The sequence below is a fragment of the Burkholderia sp. 572 genome (genome assembly GCF_040545135.1).
Taxonomy (GTDB): Bacteria; Pseudomonadota; Gammaproteobacteria; order Burkholderiales; family Burkholderiaceae; genus Burkholderia; species Burkholderia cepacia.
The window spans coordinates 1-16758 of record NZ_JBEPLH010000034.1; the positions used below are offsets into that span (position 1 = coordinate 1).

13 protein-coding genes are annotated in these 16758 nt (G+C 68.6%); 11 read left to right on the top strand and 2 right to left on the bottom strand.

Annotated elements, in window-relative coordinates; all coding sequences use genetic code 11:
• The first annotated feature begins 516 nt into the window (after positions 1-516).
• Together ABIC51_RS37210 and ABIC51_RS37215 are read left to right on the top strand one after the other, a co-directional pair.
• On the top strand, positions 517-2112 hold the full coding sequence (locus tag ABIC51_RS37210; protein WP_146253636.1) for an ABC transporter substrate-binding protein: 1596 nt from the start codon (positions 517-519) through the stop codon (positions 2110-2112).
• A gap of 199 nt (positions 2113-2311) precedes the next feature.
• The gene (locus tag ABIC51_RS37215; protein WP_175852402.1) at positions 2312-3952 is read left to right on the top strand and encodes an ABC-F family ATP-binding cassette domain-containing protein; all 1641 of its coding nucleotides are present in this window, start codon (positions 2312-2314) and stop codon (positions 3950-3952) included.
• A gap of 16 nt (positions 3953-3968) precedes the next feature.
• Here ABIC51_RS37215 and ABIC51_RS37220 read toward each other — a convergent pair whose 3' ends face one another.
• Positions 3969-5048, bottom strand: a complete 1080-nt coding sequence (locus ABIC51_RS37220; RefSeq protein ID WP_059695314.1) for an MBL fold metallo-hydrolase — start codon at positions 5046-5048, stop codon at positions 3969-3971.
• Between the two features lie 305 nt (positions 5049-5353).
• Here ABIC51_RS37220 and aceK point away from each other — a divergent pair, with 305 nt between their 5' ends.
• From aceK to bioB, 9 genes are all read left to right on the top strand, one after another.
• Positions 5354-7171 carry a bifunctional isocitrate dehydrogenase kinase/phosphatase gene (gene aceK / locus ABIC51_RS37225; protein ID WP_175852401.1) on the top strand — a complete coding sequence of 606 codons (1818 nt, stop codon included), beginning with the start codon at positions 5354-5356 and terminating at the stop codon, positions 7169-7171.
• A 61-nt stretch (positions 7172-7232) separates the two neighbouring features.
• A complete protein-coding gene (gene can / locus ABIC51_RS37230; protein WP_059695311.1) occupies positions 7233-8003 on the top strand; it encodes a carbonate dehydratase in 771 nt (256 codons plus the stop codon).
• 102 nt (positions 8004-8105) lie between these two features.
• The gene (locus ABIC51_RS37235; RefSeq protein ID WP_027788999.1) at positions 8106-8783 is read left to right on the top strand and encodes an SDR family oxidoreductase; all 678 of its coding nucleotides are present in this window, start codon (positions 8106-8108) and stop codon (positions 8781-8783) included.
• A 48-nt stretch (positions 8784-8831) separates the two neighbouring features.
• Positions 8832-9269: a YchJ family protein gene (locus ABIC51_RS37240; RefSeq protein WP_027788998.1), complete on the top strand. Its 438-nt coding sequence runs from the start codon at positions 8832-8834 to the stop codon at positions 9267-9269.
• 107 nt (positions 9270-9376) lie between these two features.
• Positions 9377-10654, top strand: coding sequence for a dienelactone hydrolase family protein (locus ABIC51_RS37245; protein WP_060199450.1), 1278 nt, complete (start codon positions 9377-9379; stop codon positions 10652-10654).
• 488 nt (positions 10655-11142) lie between these two features.
• Positions 11143-12489, top strand: coding sequence for an adenosylmethionine--8-amino-7-oxononanoate transaminase (gene bioA, locus ABIC51_RS37250; protein WP_059492011.1), 1347 nt, complete (start codon positions 11143-11145; stop codon positions 12487-12489).
• Positions 12486-13790 carry an 8-amino-7-oxononanoate synthase gene (gene bioF / locus ABIC51_RS37255; RefSeq protein WP_175852400.1) on the top strand — a complete coding sequence of 435 codons (1305 nt, stop codon included), beginning with the start codon at positions 12486-12488 and terminating at the stop codon, positions 13788-13790. Before bioA ends, bioF begins: the two co-directional genes overlap by 4 nt.
• Positions 13787-14506: a dethiobiotin synthase gene (gene bioD / locus ABIC51_RS37260; RefSeq protein ID WP_027788995.1), complete on the top strand. Its 720-nt coding sequence runs from the start codon at positions 13787-13789 to the stop codon at positions 14504-14506. Before bioF ends, bioD begins: the two co-directional genes overlap by 4 nt.
• A gap of 55 nt (positions 14507-14561) precedes the next feature.
• Positions 14562-15584: a biotin synthase BioB gene (gene bioB, locus ABIC51_RS37265; RefSeq protein ID WP_021157406.1), complete on the top strand. Its 1023-nt coding sequence runs from the start codon at positions 14562-14564 to the stop codon at positions 15582-15584.
• 60 nt (positions 15585-15644) lie between these two features.
• Here bioB and ABIC51_RS37270 read toward each other — a convergent pair whose 3' ends face one another.
• A complete protein-coding gene (locus ABIC51_RS37270; RefSeq protein WP_175852399.1) occupies positions 15645-16733 on the bottom strand; it encodes a suppressor of fused domain protein in 1089 nt (362 codons plus the stop codon).
• Positions 16734-16758: the final 25 nt, after the last annotated feature.

Below are 16758 nucleotides of genomic sequence, written 5' to 3' on the forward strand. Positions count from 1 at the left end.
TCTCCGCCTCTCCGCCTCTCCGCCTCTCCGCCTCTCCGCCTCTCCGCCTCTCCGCCTCTCCGCCTCTCCGCCTCTCCGCCTCTCCGCCTCTCCGCTTCTCCGCTTCTCCGCTTCTCCGCTTCTCCGCTTCTCCGCCTCTGCGCCTCTGCGCCTCTCCGTCTCCCCGTCTCCCCGTCTCCCCGTCTCCCCGTCTCCCCGTCTCCCCGTCTCCCCGCACCGACACCTAACGGCTTCGACACCTCGAATCGCGGGGCCAGCCCGCAACGCTTCCGCACCGTCCTCGCCGTGCCGCTCCCCGGCCTCCCCGGCGCCTGCGCTCCGCCGCTCGCCGCCCCAACACCCGTTCCGTCGCGAACGCAGCCGTTTTTCGGTCAATTCACCGCGTTCAGGCGCCTTTTTCCACGCGTCGCGCGCTTTGACGGTATGCTATTCGCCAGCCGCGCCGGCCCTGCCCGCTTCCGGGCCGCGCCCGCATCCCGTCACCCAGCAAAAAACACAAGCCACGTGGGAGATCCTATGCAGGTCAAGCTGTTCGCCGCGGCCGCGCTCGCCGCCGCCCTCGCCGCCCCCGGCCTCGCCGCCGCCAAGCCGCTCACCGTCTGCACGGAATCGAGCCCGGACGGCTTCGACGTCGTGCAGTACAACTCGCTCGTCACGACCAACGCGTCGGCCGACGTGATCTTCAACACGCTCGTGTCGTACGACGAAGCCGCGAAGAAGGTCGTGCCCGCGCTCGCCGACAAATGGGAAGCGAGCGCCGACGGCCTCACGTACACGTTCCACCTGCGCCCGAACGTCGCGTTCCAGACCACCGACTATTTCAAGCCGGGCCGCGCGCTGAACGCGGACGACGTCGTGTTCACGTTCTCGCGGATGCTCGACGATTCGAACCCGTGGCACAAGGTGGCCGGCGCGAGCGGCTTCCCGCACGCGCAGTCGATGGGCCTCGTGAAGCTCGTGAAATCGGTCACGAAGGTCGACGACAGCACCGTGAAGTTCGTGCTGAACGAACCGAACGCGACGTTCGTGCCGATCCTGACGATGGGCTTCGCGTCGATCTACTCGGCCGAATACGCGGATCAGCTGCTGAAGGCCGGCAAGCAGGCCGACCTGAACGCGAAGCCGGTCGGCACCGGCCCGTTCGTGCTGAAGAGCTATACGAAGGACGCGCTGATCCGTTACGACGCAAACCCGACGTACTGGGGCACGAAGCCGAAGGTCGACCGGCTGATCTACGCGATCACGCCCGACCCGTCGGTGCGCCTGCAGAAAGTGAAGGCCGGCGAATGCCAGATCGCGCTGTCGCCGAAGCCGCAGGACGTGCTCGCCGCGAAGGGCGACAACGCGCTGAAGGTCGTGCAGACGCCCGCGTTCATGACCGCGTTCGTCGCGCTGAACACGCAGAAGAAGCCGCTCGACAACGACAAGGTACGTGAAGCGCTGAACCTCGCGTTCGACCGCGCGACCTACCTGAAGGTCGTGTTCGACAACACCGCGACGGCCGCGAACAACCCGTATCCGCCGAATACGTGGAGCTACGCGAAGGACGTCGCGCCGTATGCGTACGATCCCGCGAAGGCGAAGCAGCTGCTCGCGCAGGCCGGCTTCCCGAACGGCTTCTCGACGACGATCTGGACGCGCCCGACCGGCAGCGTGCTGAACCCGAACCCGAAGGTCGGTGCGGAGCTGCTGCAGGCCGACCTCGCGAAGATCGGCGTGAAGGCCGAGGTCAAGGTGATCGAATGGGGCGAACTGATCAAGCAGGCGAAGCTCGGCCAGCATGACATGCTGTTCATGGGCTGGGCCGGCGACAACGGCGATCCGGACAACTATCTGTCGCCGCTGTTCAGCTGCAACGCGGTGAAGTCGGGCATCAACTTCGCGCGTTTCTGCGACGCGCAGCTCGACAAGCTGATCGCCGACGGCAAGTCGACCGCCGACCAGACCAAGCGCGCGAAGCTGTACGAAGCCGCGCAGAAGATCATCCACGACCAGGCGCTGTGGATTCCGCTCGGCTACCCGACCGCGGCCGCGCTCACGCGTACGAGCGTGAGCGGCTACCACGTGAGCCCGTTCGGGCGGCAGAACTTCACGACGGTCGCCGTGCAGTAACGCGCCCCTCGCGCGTGGCACGCAAGCGACGGTGCGTCGGGCCGTCGCTTGCGGCCCGCGCGCCGCGCTTGCTACACTGCGCGCTCATTCCTCATACCGGACGCCAGCCAAAGTGAACAACTAAGCCTTCCCAAAATGTTTTCGCCGCCGTGCCACGCACGCCGCGCGCGAAGGTCTTCACGCATTTTCGGAGGTGCTTATGGCTGCTGCCACGCCCACCGGCGCGCTCGTCGCGCTTCATCACGTTTCCTTCCGCTTCGACGACGGCGTCACGCTGTTCGATTCGCTCGACCTTTCCATCGACCGCACGCCGACCGGCATCGTCGGCCGCAACGGCGTCGGCAAGAGCCAGCTCGCGCAACTGATCGCGGGCCGCTGCGCGCCGAGTACGGGGACGATCGACCGGTCGACGCAGGTCGCCTACGTCGCGCAGCAGCACGACGATGCCGCCGCCGGCCCGCGAACCGTCGCGCAGCTCGCCGCGCTCGATGCGCCGCTCGGTGCACTCGCGCGCCTCGCCGATGGCCGCGCGGAGCCGCACGACTTCGACCGGGTCGGCGATCGCTGGGATCTCGCGGAACGGCTGCGCACCGCGCTCGACGCGGCCGGCCTGCACGACGTGCGCGCCGACACGCCCGCGCAGGCACTCAGCGGCGGGCAGCGCGCACGCGTCGCGCTGATCGGCGCATTGCTGTCCGGTGCCGGCCTGCTCGTGCTCGACGAACCGACCAACCACCTCGACGCGCCGGGCCGCGCGTGGCTGCGCGCGGCACTCGACGGCTGGCGCGGCGGCCTCGTCATCGTGAGCCACGACCGTGCGCTGCTCGCCGACGTGCAGCGCATCGTCGAGCTGACGCCACAAGGCGTGCGCTCGTACGGCGGCAACTACGCGTTCTACCGCGCGCAACGCGACGCGGATCAGGATGCCGCGCAAGCGGCGCTCGACAACGCGCGTGCCGAGCGCGGACGCGCGAGGCGCAGGCTCGAACAGGAACACGACACGATCCAGCGCCACGCGGCCGCGTCGCTGCGCGATGCGAAGACGGCCAACCTGTCGTCGGGGGCAAAACAAAGCCGCAAGGGCGCGGCGCGCAACATCATGGGGCAGGTCCGGCGCCACCAGAACGACTTCAAGGCGACGCTCGACGAACGCGTGCAGCAGGCGGCCGCGCGCGTCGAAGCCGATGCGCCCGTGCTGGTGTCGCTGCCGGGCACCGAGGTCAGCGCACGCCGCCAGCTGTTCACGCTCGAACGCGCGCGACTGCCGTGGGGCATCGCCGGCGCCGCCGATGGGATCACGTGGTCGGCGTGCGGCCCCGTGCGCATCGCGCTGACGGGCCCCAACGGCTGTGGGAAATCGACACTGCTGCGGATGCTCGCGGGCGAGCTCGTGCCATGCTCGGGCACCTGTACGACGCACGTGAGCGCCGCGTATCTCGACCAGCGGCTCGCGCTGCTCGATCCGGAGCGCTCGATCGTCGAACAACTTGGGCTGCTCGATACGCCGCTCGCCGAAGGCGAACTGCGCAGCCGGCTCGCGCTGCTGCAGCTCGATGCGGCGCGCGCGACGCAACCGGCGCGTCAGCTGAGCGGCGGCGAACGGCTGAAGGCCGCGCTCGCATGCGCGTTGTGGCGCGGCACGCCCGCGCAACTGCTGCTGCTCGACGAGCCGACCAACCACCTCGATCTCGAATCGGTGCGCGCGATCGAAGCCGCACTGGCCGGCTTCCCCGGTGCGATCGTGGTCGCCTCGCACGACACCGCGTTTCTCGCGGCGCTCGACCCGACGCACACGATGCAGTGGCATCGCGACGGGTGGCGCTACGAACCCGTCGCATGAGGAGAACGAAGCGGTGTCAGCCGGCGCTGCGGAACCGCAGCACGCCGTCGTCGCCCTGCTCGCGCACGAGTTCGCCCGCGAGCCACAGCAGGTTCAGGTGCGCGAGCGCCTCGCCGAGCGCGAACGTCATCTGGTGGATGTCGAGTTCACGGCGGCGGAACATGATCGGCACGATGTCGGCCGCGCTCATCGGCTTTTCCGCGCACGCGACGCGCACTTCGGCCAGGCGCGCGTCATGGTGTTCGCGCAGTTGCGCGATGCGCGTGCGCACGCCGCGGAACGGCTTGCCGTGCGACGGCAGCACCAGCGTATCGGGCGCCATCGTCTCGTAACGGCCGAGCGACTGCAGGTACAGCGCGAGCGGATTCGCCTCCGGTTCGAGGTCGAACACGGACACGTTCGTCGAGATGCGCGGCAGCACCATGTCGCCGGAGATCAGCACGCCGTCCGCTTCGCTATGCAGCGCGCAATGTTCAGGCGAATGGCCGAAGCCGGTCACGACGCGCCAGGTGCGCGCGCCGATCGTCACCGCATCGCCTTCACGCAGGCGCCGGTAGCGCGGCGGCACGGCCGGCACGAGATCCGAGTAGTAGTTGCGACGGTTGCGCAGCTTGTCGAGCGCGGCCGGATCGGTGAGCCCGTGGCGCGCGAAGTGATCGGCGGCCGCCGCGCCGCCCGCGTTCGAGCCGTTGCCGGCCGCCATCAGGCAGCCGAACAGGTACTCGCCGAGCGTCATCCACAGCCGCACGTTCCAGCGGCCCTTGTCGCCGCCTTCGCACAGCCAGTTCGCGAGGCCGAAGTGATCGGGGTGGCAGTGCGTGACGAGCACCCGCAGCACGGGCAGGCCGTCGAGATGCGTGTCGAAGATCTGCTCCCAGTGCGTGCGGATCGCGTCCGACGAGATCCCGCAATCGACGATCGTCCAGCCTTCCTGCCCGTCGATCTCGTCGCGCAGCAGCCAGAGGTTGATGTGATCGAGCGAGAACGGCAGCGGCATGCGCAGCCAGCGCACGCCGGGCGCGACCTCGAACGTGTCGCCCGCGGCGGGCAGCGTGTCGGCGAAGGGGTAGTCGAGTTGGTGTTCCAGTGCGTTCATCGGTGGGGCGTCTCGTCGTTATCGGTGCGAATGCGCGCCGGCGGCAGGCCGCGGCGGGCGTCGCGTCGATTCTATCGCCGTCGCGCTCGACGCGTGCCCGGCCGCCGCCGCCCCGTCAAAAAAAGTTCGTGCCAGAATCGGTTCCGTACCCGTATCTTTACGCGAAGATGCACCGAACGGCACGCAACGGCGAACAACGCGCCGATTGAAGGCCGTGGGCGCGTCACCCCGAAAGTCATTGAAACGCCGACTTGGGCGCTAAAATGGCGAGTGCTTACAGCCCCTCCCGAACGAGCCTGCACGCAATGAATCACTTCCCCAAACTGCTGTCTTCGCAGATCGGTTTCGACGTCGCGCAGACGATGCTCGAAAACTTCGACCGCCACTACCGGATCTTCCGCGACGCGGCCGTCGAAGCGAAGACGCTGTTCGAGCACGGCGACTGGCACGGGCTGCAGCGGCTCGCGCGGGAGCGGATCACGTCGTACGACGATCGCGTGAAGGAATGCGTCGAGGTGCTGGAAGATGAATACGACGCGGAAAACATCGACGACGAAGTGTGGCAGCAAATCAAGCTGCACTACATCGGCCTGCTCACGTCGCACCGCCAGCCCGAGTGCGCGGAGACGTTTTTCAATTCGGTGTGCTGCAAGATCCTGCACCGCTCGTACTTCAGCAACGATTTCATCTTCGTGCGCCCGGCGATCTCGACCGAGTATCTCGAGAACGACGAGCCGGCCGCGAAGCCGACCTACCGCGCGTACTATCCGGGCACCGACGGGCTCGCGGCCACCCTCGAGCGCATCGTCACGAATTTCCAGCTCGAACCGGCATTCGACGATCTCCCGCGCGACATCGGCTGCGTGATGCAGGCGATCCACGACGAATTCGGCCACTTCGACGAAGCGCCGAATTTCCAGATCCACGTGCTGTCGTCGCTGTTCTTCCGCAACAAGAGCGCGTACATCGTCGGCCGCATCATCAACGCCGACCGCGTGCTGCCGTTCGCGGTGCCGATCCGCCACGTGCGTCCGGGCGTGCTCTCGCTCGACACCGTGCTGCTGCGCCGCGACCAGCTGATGATCATCTTCGGCTTCTCGCACTCGTATTTCCTGGTCGACATGGGCGTGCCGTCCGCGTACGTCGACTTCCTGTGCACGATCATGCCCGGCAAGCCGAAGGCGGAGATCTACACGTCGGTCGGCCTGCAGAAGCAGGGCAAGAACCTGTTCTACCGCGACCTGCTGCACCACCTGTCGCATTCGAGCGACCGCTTCATCATCGCGCCCGGGATCAAGGGCCTCGTGATGCTCGTGTTTACGCTGCCGTCGTTCCCGTACGTGTTCAAGATCATCAAGGATCACTTCCCGCCGCCGAAGGAAACGACGCGTGCGCAGATCATGGAGAAATACCAGCTCGTGAAGCGCCACGACCGCCTCGGGCGGATGGCCGATACGCTCGAGTATTCGAGCGTCGCGCTGCCGCTCGCGCGGCTCGACCACGCGCTCGTGCGCGAGCTGGAAAAGGAAGTGCCGTCGCTGCTCGAATACGAGGACGACAACCTCGTGATCAAGCACCTGTACATCGAGCGCCGGATGACGCCGCTGAACCTGTACCTGCAGAACGGCAGCGACGCGGACATCGAGCACGGCGTGAAGGAGTACGGCAACGCGGTGAAGGAGCTGATGAAGGCGAACATCTTCCCCGGCGACATGCTGTACAAGAACTTCGGCGTCACGCGCCACGGCCGCGTCGTGTTCTACGACTACGACGAGATCGAGTACCTGACCGACTGCAACGTGCGCCGCGTGCCGCCGCCGCGCAACGAGGAAGACGAGCTGTCCGGCGAACCGTGGTATACCGTCGGCCCGCACGACATCTTTCCGGAGACCTACGGGCCGTTCCTGCTCGGCGACCCGCGCGTGCGCGACGTCTTCATGAAGCATCACGCGGACTTTTTCGATCCCGCGCTGTGGCAGGCCAGCAAGGACAAGCTGCTGCAGGGCGAACTGCCCGACTTTTACCCCTACGACGCATCGCTGCGCTTCAGCGTACGCTACCCCGAGCGCTTCGGCGCGACGGACCAGAACGACGGCGAAGGCGACGCGCAGCGCGCCGCCTGACGCCGGTTACACCGAACCCGATACCGAACCGACCCGATTTCCGTCAACGGAAGCCACACCGATGAACACCCAAGACAATCCGCTTTCTCACCTGTTCGACAACAACGAAGCGTGGGTCAAACGCAAGCTCGAAGACGATCCGCAGTTCTTCGCGCGTCTCGCCGACCAGCAGGCGCCGGAATACCTGTGGATCGGCTGCTCGGATTCGCGCGTGCCCGCGAACCAGATCATCGGCCTGCCGCCGGGCGAAGTGTTCGTCCATCGCAACATCGCGAACGTGGTCGTGCACAGCGACCTGAACTGCCTGTCGGTGATCCAGTTCGCGGTCGACATCCTGCGCGTGAAGCACATCATGGTCGTCGGCCACTACGGCTGCTCGGGCGTGAATGCCGCGCTGCTCAACCGCCGCGTCGGCCTCGCGGACAACTGGCTGCATCACGTGCAGGACGTGCGCGAGCGTCACGCGGCGCTGCTCGAGGACTGGCCGGTCGGCGAAGCGCGCTATCGCCGCCTGATCGAGCTGAACGCGATCGAGCAGGTCGTCAACGTATGCCGCACGACGATCGTCAACGACGCGTGGGCCCGCGGCCAGTCGCTCACCGTGCACGGGCTCGTGTACGGCGTGCACGACGGCCGGATGCGCAACCTCGGGATGGCCGTGTCGAACTTCGACGCGCTCGACGAGACCTACAAGCGCTGCGTGGCCGCGCTCACCGCCGGCGGCAACCATGCGCCGGACAACGACATGATCGCGGCGGACGCCGCGCGGCGGCTCGAAGGCGTCGCGCAGGCGGTCGCCGACACGCTGAAGCCGTGCGACGACGCGAAGTAACGCGCAAGCCGCCGGGCGACCGTTGCCACGCGGCCGCGCCCCGCATCGAACGGATCTGACACCGGTACCGCCAGGGCGGCGCCAAGCAAAGGAGCGACGGGCATGAAAACCGCATTGATCGTCGGTGCATCGCGCGGCCTCGGCCGCGAATTCGTCCGGCAATACCGGCGCGACGGCTGGAACGTGATCGCCACCGCGCGCGACGATGCCTCGCTCGACGCGCTGCGCGCGCTCGGCGCGCAGGCACATGCGCTCGACATCACGCAGCCCGAGCAGATCGCGGCGCTCGGCTGGAAGCTCGACGGCGAGCGGCTTGATGCGGCCGTGCTGGTGTCGGGCGTCTACGGGCCGCGCACCGAGGGCGTCGAGACGATCACCGCCGAGGATTTCGACGCGGTGATGCATACGAACGTGCGCGGGCCGATGCAGCTGCTGCCGATCCTGCTGCCGCTCGTCGAGGACGCACGCGGCGTGCTCGCCGTCGTGTCGAGCCGGATGGGCAGCATCGCCGAGGCGACCGGCACGACCGGCTGGCTGTACCGCGCGAGCAAGGCCGCGCTGAACGACGTGCTGCGCATCGCGTCGCTGCAGACGCGCCACGCCGCGTGCATCTCGCTCCATCCCGGCTGGGTGCGCACCGACATGGGCGGCGCGCAGGCCGCGATCGATCCGGAAACCAGCGTGACCGGCATGCGCCGCGTGATCGCCGAATCCGGCGCGGACGTGTCGCAGGCAAACGGCCGTTTCTTCCAGTACGACGGCATCGAGCTGAGCTGGTAGTCAGCCGGTAGTCAGCCGACAACCAGACGTCGTTAATTCCCGTTTCGCATGATTTTGAACCGACCTGACGCGTGCCCGTGCGGCGGCGCGTCCCCCGCTCCCGCCGGCAAAGCGCCGGCGCCTCGCTATGCGGCCTGCTGCGGCCGCTTCATCGACGGCGGCGAAGCCGCGCCGAGCGCACTCGAGTTGATGCGTTCGCGGTACAGCGCGTACGTGCTCGGCGCGACCGACTACCTGCGCGCGACGTGGGCCGCGCGCACCTGCCCGCCCGATCTCGACACCGACCCCGAGGCGCCCGACGCGCCGCGCTGGCTCGGCCTCGCGGTCAAACGCCACGCGCCGCTCGACGAACGGCACGCGGAGGTCGAATTCGTGGCCCGCTACAAGATCGGCGGACGCGCTTACCGGCTCCACGAGACGAGCCGCTTCGAGCGCGACGAGCACGGTTTCTGGCGTTACGTCGACGGCGAAGTAAGTGAACGTTGACAAATAGTTGCTGTGTCAGACGCCGGGTAATTCCCGCATTGCACAACCTGAATTTGTCGGGCTAGGATGACCCTCAGATCAGTCATGTTGCATGGCAGGGCTTACGAATGGCGTTCAGCAAGGTATTGGTGGGATGGATGGCGGCCTGCGCGCTGTCGGCCGCTCAGGCCGGTACGCTGTCGAACGCCAATACGGGGACGGGCGCCGGCGCCAGCGGGTCGCTCGCCCATGCCGAACGCTTCGACTACGGCGATTCGAACCTGCCGCAGGTCGCCGCCGACCTGAACGAACAGATCCTCCGCATTCCGGCCGACGCATCGGGCGCCGTCACGCTCGAGGCGACGCTCTTCAAGCCGAACGGCCCCGGCCCGTTCCCGCTCGTCGTCTTCAACCACGGCAAGAACACCGGCGATCTCCATCTGCAGCCGCGCAGCCGGCCGCTCGCGTTCGCGCGCGAATTCGTGCGCCGCGGCTATGCAGTGATCGCGCCGAACCGCCAGGGCTTCGCGGGCTCGGACGGCACGTACCAGCAGGAAGGCTGCAACGTCGGCAAGAACGGCCTCGCGCAGGCGGCCGACGTCGACGCGACGGTGCGCTACATGTCGCGCCAGCCGTATGTCGATGCGTCGCGCATCGTCGTCGCCGGCACGTCGCACGGCGGCCTCGTATCGGTCGCGTACGGCACCGAAGCCGCACCGGGCGTGCGCGGCATCATCAACTTCTCCGGCGGGCTGCGCCAGGACCTCTGCGACGGCTGGCAGCGCAACCTCGTCGACGCGTTCGACCAGTACGGCGCGCACACGGCCGTGCGGTCGCTGTGGCTGTACGGCGACAACGATTCGGTGTGGACGCCCGGGCTCGTCGCGCAGATGCACGACGCGTACGTGTCGCACGGCACGCAGGCCCAGTTCATCGATTTCGGCCGCTACAAGGACGACGCGCACCGGCTGATCGTCGATCGCGACGGCGTGCCCGTGTGGTGGCCGGCCGTCAACGCGTTCCTCGCGCAGCTGAACCTGCCGACCTCGGTGCGCTACGCGGTCGCGAACCCGCACGAGCCGAAAGCCACCGGCTACGCGTCGATCGATGCGGTCAACGCGGTGCCGTATGTCGACGAAGCCGGCCGTGAAGGCTATCGCCGCTTCCTGAACCAGCATCCGAGCCGCGCGTTCGCGGTGTCGTCGGAAGGCGCATGGTCGTGGGCCGAAGGCGGCGACGACCCGATGGCGCTCGCGCTCGACAACTGCGCGAAGCAGGGTGCGGGCGCGTGCCGGCTGTATGCGGTCAACGACCGGGTCGTGTGGAACACGAACACGCAGACGGCCGACAACGGCGACGCCAATACGACACGCGATATCGATACGCGCGCGCTGGCTTCGCGCTGACGGGGAGCGGCGGCCTTCGCTGCCCCGTTTCGCTTTTCCTTTCCCCCGTTTTTCATCGCTTCGCGCACGCGCTGGATGCCGCGTTTGCGTCGGATGCCGCGTCCGCCGTTCGCATCGTTTGCCGGCCCGAGCGCGCCCCTCGTCACCGCTTTCAGTCATTCGCCTTCCGGTCACGTTGGGGCCACAACACCCACCCGATTCGCCCCTTCGCTCCCCGATTTCTCCCCCTGCCGCACCGCCCGCCCCCCGATTTTTTTCGGTTGGGGGGTCTCACTCGAACGTCGTCATCTGCGGTCATTTCCGGACTTCTGAACCGTACCGTCCCGAGCCGCTCCGATCTGCGCCGAACTCCCGCCCAGCAAGGCTCCGCGGCCTTTGTAACCGGTAGTGCAACCCGTCGCGGAACACGCTAATCTCAGCGCGTTTCGTTGTCCCGCCGCGCGGCATCCCGTCGATGCCGCGCGGCCGTTTTATCCCCCGGAGCCGCCTTGAGTACGCCAGCCACCGACGACTGGGTCGCGCGCAGCCTGCGCGCGGTCTGGCATCCCTGCACCCAGATGAAGCACCACGAGCGCCTGCCGCTCATCCCCGTCGCGCGTGGCGCGGGCGTGTGGCTGTACGACCGTGACGGCCGCCGCTATTTCGACGCGATCAGCTCGTGGTGGGTGAACCTGTTCGGCCATGCGAACCCGGACATCAACGCGGCGCTGAAGGACCAGCTCGACACGCTCGAGCACGCGATGCTCGCCGGCTGCACGCACGAGCCCGCGATCGAGCTCGCGGAGCGGCTGCACGCGCTCACCGCGCGCACGCTCGGCCATGCGTTCTTCGCGTCGGACGGCGCGTCGGCCGTCGAGATCGCGCTGAAGATGAGCTTTCACGCGTGGCGCAACCGCGGCCGAGCGAACAAGCAGGAATTCGTCTGCGTGGCGAACAGCTATCACGGCGAAACGATCGGCGCGCTCGGCGTGACCGACGTCGCGCTGTTCAAGGACGCGTACGATCCGCTGATCCGCCATGCGCACGTCGTCGCGTCGCCCGACGCGCGCGGCGCGCTGCCGGGCGAAACGGCCGCCGACGTCGCAGGCCGCGCGCTCGCGGACGTGCGGCGCCTGTTCGTCGAGCGCGGCGACCGGATCGCCGCGCTGATCGTCGAGCCGCTCGTGCAGTGCGCGGCCGGCATGGCGATGCACGACCCGTCGTACGTGCGCGGGCTGCGCGCGCTGTGCGACGAATTCGGCGTGCACCTGATCGCCGACGAGATCGCGGTCGGCTGCGGCCGCACCGGCACCTTCTTCGCGTGCGAACAGGCCGGCGTCTGGCCCGATTTCCTGTGCCTGTCGAAAGGCATCAGCGGCGGCTACCTGCCGCTATCGCTCGTGCTCACGCGCGACGACGTGTTCGCCGCGTTCTACGACGACGACACGACGCGCGGCTTCCTGCACTCGCATTCGTACACGGGCAACCCGCTTGCGTGCCGCGCGGCGGTCGCGACGCTCGACCTCTTCGCACGCGACGACGTGCTCGCGGCGAACGCGCGCAAGTCGGCCACGCTGCGTGCCGCGCTCGCGCCGCTCGACGCACATCCGCAGGTACGCCACCTGCGCGAGCGCGGCACGCTGTTCGCGTTCGACGTCGCGCTCGACGGCGACGCGGCGCGCGGCTTCTCGCGACGCTTCTTCGAACGCGCGCTGGAACGCGAGCTGCTGCTGCGCCCGATCGGCACGACCGTGTACCTGATGCCGCCGTACGTGATGAGCGACGACGACATCGCGTGGCTCGCGCAACGCACGCGCGACACGCTCGACGCCACGCTCGCGGAGATCGCACGATGACGCACCCGCTGCTCGACGCGCTGCAACGCGGCCTCGCCGATCTCGACGCCCAGGGGCTGCGCCGCGTGCGCCGCACCGCCGACACCGCGTGCGATGCGCGCATGACCGTCGACGGCCGCGAGATCGTCGGCTTCGCCAGCAACGACTATCTCGGCCTCGCCGCGCATCCGGCGCTCGTCGCCGCGTTCGCCGAAGGCGCGCAGCGCTACGGCGCCGGCAGCGGCGGCTCGCACCTGCTCGGCGGCCATTCGCGCGCGCACGCGACGCTCGAAGAGGAACTCGCGGCCTTCTCGGGCGGCTTCTCCGACGCGCCGCGCGCGCTGTACTTCAGCACCGGCTACATGGCGAACCTCGCCGCGATGACGGCGCTCACCGGCAAGCGCGCCACCGTCTTCTCCGATGCGCTGAACCACGCATCGCTGATCGACGGCATGCGGCTGTCGCGCGCGAACGTACAGGTCTATCCGCATGCGGACACGGCCGCGCTCGCCGCGCTGCTCGACGCGTCGGATGCCGAAACGAAGCTGATCGTCAGCGACACCGTGTTCAGCATGGACGGCGACATCGCGCCGCTCGCCGAACTCGTCGCGCTGGCCGAGCGCCATGGTGCGTGGCTCGTCGTCGACGACGCACACGGCTTCGGCGTGCTCGGCCCGCAGGGCCGCGGCGCGCTCGCGGCCGCCGCGCTGCGTTCGCCGCATCTCGTGTACGTCGGCACGCTCGGCAAGGCCGCCGGCGTCGCGGGCGCATTCGTGATCGCGCACGAGACGGTAATCGAATGGATGATCCAGCGCGCGCGCAGCTACATCTTCACGACGGCCGCCCCGCCGGCCGTCGCGCACGCGGTATCGGCGAGCCTGAAGGTGATCGCGGGCGACGAAGGCGATGCGCGGCGCGCGCATCTCGCCGCGCTGATCGAACGCACGCGCGCGCTGCTGCGCAATACGCGCTGGCAGCCGGTCGATTCGCACACGGCCGTGCAGCCGCTCGTGATCGGCAGCAACGACGCGACGCTCGCGGCGATGCGCGCGCTCGACGCGCACGGCCTGTGGGTGCCCGCGATCCGGCCGCCGACGGTGCCCGTCGGCACGTCGCGGCTGCGCGTGTCGCTGTCGGCCGCGCATTCGTTCGACGATCTCGCGCGGCTCGAAGCCGCGCTGGTCGAAGCCAGCGAGGGAGCCGCAGCCTCCGCTGACGCGGCCCCGCGGGAGACGGAACCGCCCCCACGCTCACTTCGTGAGCTGCCCCCCGAGGGGGCTGCAGCCTCCCTTGGGGCGGCCCGGCGGGAGACTGCGGCATGACCGCCCCGCTCTCGCTTTTCGTCACGGGCACCGACACCGAAATCGGCAAGACCTTCGTGTCGGCCGCGATGCTGCACGGCTTCGCGCGGCACGGCCTGCGTGCCGCCGCGCTGAAACCCGTCGCGGCCGGCGCATATGAACGCGACGGCGTGTGGCGCAACGAGGACGCCGACCAGCTCGACGCGGCCGCGAACGTCGTGCTGCCGCCCGAGCTGCGCACGCCGTTCCTGCTGAAGGCACCGGCCGCGCCGCATATCGTCGCCGCGCGGGAAGGCGTGACGCTCGACATCGACACGATCGTCGCGTGCCATCGCGAAGCGCTGACGCGCGCGGATATCGTCGTCGTCGAAGGCGCCGGCGGCTTCCGCGTGCCGATGAACGACACGCAGGACATGGCCGATCTCGCGGTCGCGCTCGGCGTGCCGGTCGTGCTCGTCGTCGGCGTGCGGCTCGGCTGCATCAGCCATGCGCTGCTCACCGCCGATGCGATTCGCCAACGCGGCCTCAAGCTCGCCGGCTGGGTCGCGAACCACGTCGACCCGGCGATGTCGTTTCCCGACGAGAACGTCGCGACGATGCGCGACTGGCTCGCCCGCGAGCACGGCGCGCCGCTGCTCGGCCGCATTCCGCACATGAGCCCGGCCGCCCCCGAATCCGCCGCGGCGATGCTCGACATCGCCGCGCTCGTCGATACGCTGCGCGCCGCGCGGCATTGACCCGACAGAAACAGATCCCCCGATCCCTCATCCCCGACCAGGACAGGAAAACGATATGACCCAAGCCCAGACCGCCGCCACCGTGCAACCCGACGCGATTCCCGTGGCCGCTCCGGCCTCGCAACGCTGGCGCGTCGCCGACGTCGTCGCGCTGTTCGAGCTGCCGTTCAACGACCTGATCTTCCGCGCGCAGCAGGTGCACCGCGAGCACTTCGACGCGAACGCGGTGCAGCTGTCGACGCTGCTGTCGATCAAGACGGGCGGCTGCGAGGAAGATTGCGGCTACTGCTCGCAGTCGTCGCACCACGACACGGGCCTGAAGGCCGAGAAGCTGATGGATGTCGACGCGGTGCTGGATGCCGCCCGCGCGGCGAAGGCGAACGGCGCGAGCCGCTTCTGCATGGGCGCCGCGTGGCGCAACCCGAAGGAGCGCCACATGCCGGCGCTGACCGAGATGGTGCGCGGCGTGAAGGAACTCGGCCTCGAGACCTGCATGACGCTCGGCATGCTGGAAGACGAACAGGCGCAGGAACTCGCGAATGCGGGCCTCGACTACTACAACCACAACCTCGACACGTCGCCGGAGTTCTACGGCCAGGTGATCTCGACGCGCACCTACCAGGATCGCCTCGACACGCTCGACCGCGTGCGCGACGCCGGCATCAACGTGTGCTGCGGCGGCATCATCGGGATGGGCGAATCGCGCCGCGAACGCGCGGGCCTGATCTCGCAGCTCGCGAACCTGAACCCGTATCCGGATTCGGTACCGATCAACAACCTCGTCGCGATCGAAGGCACGCCGCTCGAAGGCACCGCGCCGCTCGACCCGTTCGAATTCGTGCGCACGATCGCGGTCGCGCGGATCACGATGCCGAAGGCCGTCGTGCGCCTGTCGGCCGGCCGCGAACAGCTCGACGACGGGCTGCAGGCGATGTGCTTCCTCGCCGGCGCGAACTCGATGTTCTACGGCGACCAGCTGCTGACGACGAGCAACCCGCAGTCGCAGAAGGATCGCGCGCTGTTCGAGCGCCTCGGCATCCGCGCGAGCGACGCGGACGCGATGTCGGCGAACGCGTAAGCGGAGCGGCCGTCGGCCGGATCTGCAAACGGAAAAGCCGGGGCGCGCCCCGGCTTTTCTTCACCCGATCGTCTGCACCGCGTTGCCCTGCGCGTCGCGGATCACAGTCTTCTCGACCCGCCAGCGCACGCCGTCGAGCCCATCGACCGCATACTCGCCGGCGCGCGGCTGCAGCGTGCGCGCCAGCGCCTGCACCGTCGCGTCGGTAAGCCGCAGCGTCAGCGTGCCATCCTCGTCGGTCACGCCATTCGCGTCGTCGTGCACGAACCGCACCGCGCCGTCGTGGCCGATCAGCCGAAACGGCCGGTCGAACGGCAACCGCAGCGGCAGCAGCGTGACAAGTTCGTCCACCTGCCGTGCGCCGACGGTGATCTCGATCACGGGCGCACGCAAGAGCCGCTTGTGCGTTTCCCATCCGAGCACGTCGGTGAACAGGTACCCGCTCGACGAGCCGTCGCGCTGCGTACCGGCGTCGACCTGGGCGCGCACGTCCGCGCGCTCGAGCAGCGACGCGCGCCCGAGATCGGTCACCCAGAGCGGCATATACGGCAGCAGCGTGTCGAGCAGCGCGCGCGTGCGCCAGCGCTTCGCGGCGCGCTCCTCGTCGAGCGTCAGTCCGACGACCTGCAGGAACGCCAGGCGTCCGTGCGGCGTATCGATCGCCGGCAGCTCCGGATCGAAGGCGAAACCCATCGAGCAAAGCTGCGTGCCGGTATCGAGCGCGATCGGGCCGTTGGCCGTCATCCAGTGACCGTCGTCGAACGCGTTGCCGCTCTCGAACACGTAGCGCGCGAGGTTCTGCAGGAAGCTGAACACCCAGCGCGGCGGCTCTGCGTCGGTGTCGCCGCATGCGACACGCATCGTCAACTCGAATCCGAAGCCACTGACGGCCGGATCGTCGGACTCCTTCGCATACAGTTCGCTCAACCCGTACGTGACGAAATGCCAGTGCGGGACGGGCTCCGCGCGCTTCCACACGCTGATCCCGTCGAGCGGATCGGGGCCGCCGAGCCGCCACTTGACCAGCGTGCCGTAGTGCTTCGGCTCCTGGCCCGGATAGAGGCGTGCGAGCGTGCCGTCGATCGCGTCCCAGCCTGGCGCGGCGTCATCGTCCGCGCTGCCCCGCTCGTCGTGTGTTGCGTCGGTCATGTGGCCCTCTCTCGATTCATGTTCC

What these genes read in the sequence shown, in the direction of transcription:
- ABIC51_RS37220 (WP_059695314.1), bottom strand. Translation starts at nt 5,048, where the DNA reads ATGAACGCACTGGAACACCAACTCGACTACCCCTTCGCCGACACGCTG.
- bioB (WP_021157406.1), top strand. Translation starts at nt 14,562, where the DNA reads ATGACCCAAGCCCAGACCGCCGCCACCGTGCAACCCGACGCGATTCCC.
- ABIC51_RS37240 (WP_027788998.1), top strand. Translation starts at nt 8,832, where the DNA reads ATGATTTTGAACCGACCTGACGCGTGCCCGTGCGGCGGCGCGTCCCCC.
- aceK (WP_175852401.1), top strand. Translation starts at nt 5,354, where the DNA reads ATGAATCACTTCCCCAAACTGCTGTCTTCGCAGATCGGTTTCGACGTC.
- ABIC51_RS37245 (WP_060199450.1), top strand. Translation starts at nt 9,377, where the DNA reads ATGGCGTTCAGCAAGGTATTGGTGGGATGGATGGCGGCCTGCGCGCTG.
- can (WP_059695311.1), top strand. Translation starts at nt 7,233, where the DNA reads ATGAACACCCAAGACAATCCGCTTTCTCACCTGTTCGACAACAACGAA.
- ABIC51_RS37235 (WP_027788999.1), top strand. Translation starts at nt 8,106, where the DNA reads ATGAAAACCGCATTGATCGTCGGTGCATCGCGCGGCCTCGGCCGCGAA.
- ABIC51_RS37215 (WP_175852402.1), top strand. Translation starts at nt 2,312, where the DNA reads ATGGCTGCTGCCACGCCCACCGGCGCGCTCGTCGCGCTTCATCACGTT.
- ABIC51_RS37210 (WP_146253636.1), top strand. Translation starts at nt 517, where the DNA reads ATGCAGGTCAAGCTGTTCGCCGCGGCCGCGCTCGCCGCCGCCCTCGCC.
- bioF (WP_175852400.1), top strand. Translation starts at nt 12,486, where the DNA reads ATGACGCACCCGCTGCTCGACGCGCTGCAACGCGGCCTCGCCGATCTC.
- ABIC51_RS37270 (WP_175852399.1), bottom strand. Translation starts at nt 16,733, where the DNA reads ATGACCGACGCAACACACGACGAGCGGGGCAGCGCGGACGATGACGCC.
- bioD (WP_027788995.1), top strand. Translation starts at nt 13,787, where the DNA reads ATGACCGCCCCGCTCTCGCTTTTCGTCACGGGCACCGACACCGAAATC.